Consider the following 4,332-nt stretch of genomic DNA (forward strand, 5'->3'; position numbering starts at 1 on the left):
TCTTCCGGGCGCTTTTGGAAAACGCGGCGGGCGAGACGCGCGATCTGCGAGTTGAAGCCGCCGCACAGGCCGCGCTCGGCGGTGCAGACGATGAGCAGATGGACGTCGTCCCGGCCGGTGCCCGTCATCAGCGCCGGGGCATCACCGCCGCCGCCGATCGCCTGGGTGATGTTGGCCAGGACCGCGCCCATGCGCTCGGAATAGGGCCTGGCTGCTTCCGCCGCCTCCTGCGCGCGACGCAGCTTCGCCGCGGCGACCATCTGCATCGCCTTGGTGATCTTCTGCGTCGCCTTGACCGAGGCGATACGGTTACGAAGGTCTTTTAACGAAGCCATGCCTCAAACCTGATCCCGTCCGGCGTCGTTCAAGCAAAGGTCTTGGCGAAAGCGTCGATTTCCGCCTTCAGCTTGGCGCGCAGATCGTCCGACAGCGCCTTCTCCTTGCGGATGCCGTCGAGCACGTCCTTGCCGGCCGAGCGCATATGGCTGAGCAGGCCATGCTCGAACTTGCCGACCTGGTTGAGCGGCAGCTTGTCGAGATAGCCGTTGACGCCGGCGAAGATCACCGCGACCTGCTCTTCCGTCTTCAGCGGCGAGAACTGCGGCTGCTTGAGCAGCTCGGTCAAGCGCGAACCGCGGTTGAGCAGGCGCTGCGTGGCGGCGTCGAGATCCGAGCCGAACTGCGCGAAGGCCGCCATTTCGCGGTACTGCGCGAGCTCGCCCTTGATCGAGCCTGCGACCTGCTTCATCGCCTTGATCTGCGCCGACGAGCCGACGCGCGACACCGACAGGCCGACATTCACCGCCGGACGGATGCCCTGGAAGAACAGGTTGGTCTCGAGGAAGATCTGGCCGTCGGTGATCGAGATCACGTTGGTCGGGATGTAGGCCGACACGTCGTTGGCCTGCGTCTCGATGACCGGCAGCGCGGTCAGCGAACCGGCGCCGTTGTCGTCATTGAGCTTGGCGGCGCGCTCGAGCAGGCGCGAATGGAGATAGAAGACGTCGCCCGGATAGGCTTCGCGGCCCGGCGGGCGGCGCAGCAAGAGCGACATCTGGCGATAGGCGACGGCCTGCTTCGACAGATCGTCATAGCTGATGAGCGCATGCATGCCGTTGTCGCGGAAATACTCGCCCATCGTGCAGCCGGCGAACGGCGCCAGGAACTGCATCGGCGCCGGGTCGGACGCGGTGGCGGCGATGATGATGGAGTAATCGAGCGCGCCGCGCTCCTCCAGCACCTTGACGAACTGCGCGACGGTCGAGCGCTTCTGGCCGACGGCGACGTAGACGCAGTAGAGCTTCTCCTTCTCCGGGCCGTTGTCGTGCACCGACTTCTGGTTCAGCATCGTGTCGAGGATGATGGCGGTCTTGCCGGTCTGGCGGTCGCCGATGACCAGCTCGCGCTGGCCGCGGCCGACCGGGATCAGCGCGTCGATGGCCTTGAGGCCGGTCGACATCGGCTCATGCACCGACTTGCGCGGAATGATGCCGGGCGCCTTGACGTCGACGCGCTTGCGTTCGGTGGCCTTGATCGGGCCCTTGCCGTCGATCGGGTTGCCGAGCGCATCCACGACGCGGCCGAGCAGGCCCGGGCCGACCGGCACGTCGACGATGGCGCCCGTGCGCTTGACGGTGTCGCCTTCCTTGATGTCGCGGTCGTTGCCGAAGATGACGACGCCGACATTGTCGGCTTCGAGGTTCAGCGCCATGCCGCGGATGCCGCCCGGGAATTCGACCATCTCGCCGGCCTGGACATTGTCGAGGCCGTAGACGCGGGCGATGCCGTCACCGACGGACAGAACCTGGCCGACTTCGGAGACCTCGGCCTCCTTGCCGAAATTCTTGATCTGGTCTTTCAGAATTGCGGAAATTTCCGCGGCGCGGATGTCCATCAGCCGACCTCTTTCAGTGCAAGCTTGAGCGAATTGAGTTTGGTTTTGAGCGACGTATCGATCTGGCGCGAGCCCATCTTGACGATCAGCCCGCCGAGCAGCGACGGATCGACGGTCATGGCGATGGCCACATCCTTGCCGGCGATGCTCTTCAGCGTCGCCTTGAGTTCAGTCTGCTGCGCGGCCGTCAGCGCATGCGCCGAGGTAACCTCGGCGGACGCCTCGCCGCGATGCTCGGCGGCGATCTGGCGGAACGCCTTGATCATGCCGGGCACCGCGAACAGGCGGCGGTTCCTGGCGACGACGCGCAGGAAATTGCCGACCAGGCCGGTGATCTTGGCCTTGTCGACGATGGCGGCGATGGCCTTGGCCTGGTCCTCGCTGGAAAACACCGGGCTGTTGATCAGCCGCTTGAGATCGTCGCTGCCGTTGAGCAGCGCCTCGAAGCCGGCAAGGTCGGCCTCGACCTTGGCGACCGAATTGTCCTGCAGCGCGAGCTCGAACAGCGAGCCGGCATAGCGCTCTGCGACAGCTGAGATTGGCGATGACGATTGGGCCACGGACCGTCTTTTCTCTTGTCTGACAGGCCGCAGATTGTTGGCGCGAGCGAAAACTCTGGCTAAATCTTTGACCTTACTGCATTTTTCCAAGCACGGAGGCGCGGCTTCCGCTATCCCCGGTCGAAAGTCGATTGCCGTCTAGCACAGGCTTTTTAAGACCGCAATGCATCGTCCGGCATGGTTTTCAGGCACTTTTGTCGCATCAGGCGGCGAAGGCCAAGCTCAAGCGCCGAATTCACGGCACGAAGCCGAAGGCAAAGGCCAGCGGCAACGCCGCCAGCGCCAATTCAACCACGATCGAAACCCAGTTGAAAGGTGTGTTGGCGCTGTCCGACATCATCGACAAAAGCCGGCCGAAAGCGGTGAACAACCAGGAGAAGCCAAGCGCCATATAGAGCAGCGGCTGCGCCAGAAGGATGCAGCACAGGCTTACGCCGAGATAGAAGCCGGACATGCGGCCGCGTCCCTCGGCGATCGCCGCCGCCTTCTCCGGCCTCGGCTGCAGGCGCAGCACGCGAAATGCAAGCCCCGGCGCCAGGAACAGGAACAGGCCGAGGGCCAGGGTCACGACGGCGCTCGACCAGGCCAGCCATTCGCCTTGGCTCGCGGGCCACGGAAACGCAAAGTCCATATGATCCCCCTCATATTTCTTGTTCTGAAACGCTGCATTCTAGCGAGGGAATGAAAGCGCGCCAGAGGACGGCGGGCACATTAGAAATAGCGCAATCAGGCGAGCGCGAAATCGACCGCGGCCGCGGCATGGATGCGGGTCGTGTCGAAGACCGGAACGTCGAAATCCCCCTGGCCGATCAGCATTGTGATCTCGGTGCAGCCCATGATGACGCCGTCCACCTGGTCGGTGCGCCGCATCCGGCCGATCTCGTCGAGATAGGCGGATTTCGATTCGCCTTTGACGATGCCCTGGCAAAGCTCGTCATAGATCACCTTGTGCACCATGTCGCGACCGGCCTGGTTCGGCACCACAGGTTCCAGGCCGTATTTGTCGGCGAGACGGCCCTTGTAGAAATCCTGCTCCATGGTGAAGCGCGTCGCCAGCAGTGCCGGCCGCCTCAGGCCCGCCTCGACGACGGCGCGCCCCGTCGCGTCGGCGATGTGGATGAGCGGGATCGATATGGCCGCCTGCACCATGTCGGCCAGCTTGTGCATCGTGTTGGTGCAGATCACCAGACCCTCGGCGCCGCCGGCCTCCAGCTTGCGCGCGGCGTCCACCAAAAGAGCGCCGGCGCCTTCCCAATCGCCCGCATGCTGGCGTTCGGCGATCTCGGCGAAATCGAACGACCACAACAACAGCTTCGCCGAATGCAGTCCGCCCAGCCGCTTGCGCACGATCTCGTTGAGCAGGCGGTAGTAGATCGCCGTCGATTCCCAGCTCATGCCGCCGATCAGGCCAAGGGTTTTCATAAGCGGGACTCCTTCGGGGCCATGGCTTTATAGGAAGCTCTGCGGGTCGATGTCGACCTGCACCCTGACCGAGCCGCGCAGCTTCGGCCCATTCGCCAGCATGGCGCGGATGAAACCCTGCATATCGGCGCGCCGCTCTCCCTGGACAAGCAGGCGGAAACGGTGACGCCCGCCGATCAGCGACAGCGGCGCCTCGGCCGGGCCGAGCACGAAGAGGTCGGAGGCCTGCGGCGCCGCGCGCCGCAAGCCGCGCGCATGACTTTCGGCCTCGGCTCGCGTCGCCGCGCTGACGATGATGCCGGCGAGCCGGCCGAACGGCGGCAGGGCCGCCCGTTCCCGCTCGGCGATCTCGCGCTCGTAAAACGCTTCCGAATCGCCCGAGACGATCGCCCGCATCACCGGATGGTCCGGCTGGTAGGTCTGCAACAGGCCGAGGCTCTTCTTGCCGGTGCGGCC

At 64.8% G+C, this 4,332-nt stretch carries 5 protein-coding genes and 1 pseudogene; all 6 read right to left on the reverse strand.

The genetic code is table 11. The features are described 5' to 3' along the window. Positions 1–335 (reverse strand): F0F1 ATP synthase subunit gamma (locus EOD07_RS24480; protein WP_206519541.1); only part of this gene is annotated, 335 nt, incomplete at its 3' end. 29 nt (positions 336–364) lie between these two features. Then, complete coding sequence (gene atpA / locus EOD07_RS24485; protein WP_040991590.1) at positions 365–1,894, reverse strand: F0F1 ATP synthase subunit alpha; 1,530 nt, start codon at positions 1,892–1,894, stop codon at positions 365–367. Beyond that, the gene (locus EOD07_RS24490; protein ID WP_041011100.1) at positions 1,894–2,454 is read right to left on the reverse strand and encodes a F0F1 ATP synthase subunit delta; all 561 of its coding nucleotides are present in this window, start codon (positions 2,452–2,454) and stop codon (positions 1,894–1,896) included. The genes atpA and EOD07_RS24490 overlap by 1 nt, the downstream gene beginning before the upstream one ends. 235 nt (positions 2,455–2,689) lie before the next feature. Beyond that, the gene (locus EOD07_RS24495; RefSeq protein WP_040991588.1) at positions 2,690–3,085 is read right to left on the reverse strand and encodes a DUF4345 family protein; all 396 of its coding nucleotides are present in this window, start codon (positions 3,083–3,085) and stop codon (positions 2,690–2,692) included. Positions 3,086–3,180: 95 nt separating this feature from the next. Next, complete coding sequence (locus tag EOD07_RS24500) at positions 3,181–3,876, reverse strand: aspartate/glutamate racemase family protein (protein ID WP_127237275.1); 696 nt, start codon at positions 3,874–3,876, stop codon at positions 3,181–3,183. 27 nt (positions 3,877–3,903) lie between these two features. Further along, positions 3,904–4,332: pseudogene (locus EOD07_RS24505) on the reverse strand (primosomal protein N'); the annotation flags it as partial.

Source organism: Mesorhizobium sp. M2C.T.Ca.TU.002.02.1.1, assembly GCF_003997225.1.

Bases quoted from the DNA above. Each gene is read 5' to 3' on its own strand.
- atpA (WP_040991590.1), bottom strand. From the start codon at position 1,894: ATGGACATCCGCGCCGCGGAAATTTCCGCAATTCTGAAAGACCAGATC.
- EOD07_RS24495 (WP_040991588.1), bottom strand. From the start codon at position 3,085: ATGGACTTTGCGTTTCCGTGGCCCGCGAGCCAAGGCGAATGGCTGGCC.
- EOD07_RS24500 (WP_127237275.1), bottom strand. From the start codon at position 3,876: ATGAAAACCCTTGGCCTGATCGGCGGCATGAGCTGGGAATCGACGGCG.